Origin of the sequence: Inquilinus sp. 2KB_23 (assembly GCF_052115705.1) — a bacterium.
GTDB classification, from domain to species: Bacteria; Pseudomonadota; Alphaproteobacteria; order DSM-16000; family Inquilinaceae; genus Inquilinus; species Inquilinus ginsengisoli_A.
Genome location: NZ_JBFRHF010000091.1, coordinates 1 through 784 on the forward strand (window position 1 = coordinate 1; position 784 = coordinate 784).

The window sequence follows — 784 nt, forward strand, 5'->3', positions numbered from 1 at the left end:
AGGGCAGTGAGGGCGACGAGCTTCTTTTTGCCGTTGGCGAGGAGTTTGAGGAAGAAGGGCCTGAGTGTGGGGTGATGGTTGCTGGCGGCCATTGCGGCCATGAAGAGGGCGCGTTTGATCTCGGGTCTGCCGCCTTTGGTGCGGCGGTAGGCGTTGGTGTTTCCGCTTTGTCGAGGGTGAGGAGCGAGGCTGGCGAGGGCCGCGGCCTGTCGTCGGTCGAGAGAGCCGAGCTCGGGCATAAGGGCGAGGAGAACGGCGGCGGTCTAGAAGCCGATGCCTGGGATGTAGGTGAGGATGTCGGCGTCGCGGTTGAGGGGTTGGGAGGCCTTGAGGATGGCGGCGATCCTGAGCTCGATGGCCTTGATCTGCCGGTCGATGCAGGCGAGGAGGTCGTCGAGGTGAGGGCGGACGGGTTCGGCACCGGGGGCCTGGCGTCGGTTCGAGAAGGCGGTGCGCTGGCGGACGAAGTCGTCGCGAGTGAGGACGAGGGCCTGGAGGGTGGCGCGGTCAGGATCGGGAGGCTGCCAGCGAGCGAGCTGGGGGCCGCGTTCCCTGGCATAGCGGGCGATAGCCTTGGCATCGAGGGTGTCGGTTTTGCCCAGYGTGCCGAAGGAGCGRATGAAGGCCTTGAYCTTGCGGGCATCGGCACGGTGGGCGGGGACGTTGGCGGCGAGGAGAGCGTCGAGCAGGGCGRCTTCATAGCCGCCGGTGGCTTCGCAGACGACCAGGCAGGAAGGGTCCAGTCCGGCGGCGAAGCGGGCCAGGCTCTCGGGCTGGTTGGCGA

General features: G+C 67.6%; 2 protein-coding genes. Both read right to left on the reverse strand.

Annotated features, from left to right (window positions below; translation table 11 throughout):
• A partial coding sequence (locus tag AB4112_RS36025) for a transposase (protein WP_441727283.1) occupies positions 1 to 239 on the reverse strand: 239 nt, incomplete at its 3' end.
• A gap of 24 nt (positions 240 to 263) precedes the next feature.
• Positions 264 to 784, reverse strand: a 521-nt coding sequence (locus AB4112_RS36030) for an IS110 family transposase (protein ID WP_441727285.1), incomplete at its 5' end; no start/stop codon positions are given.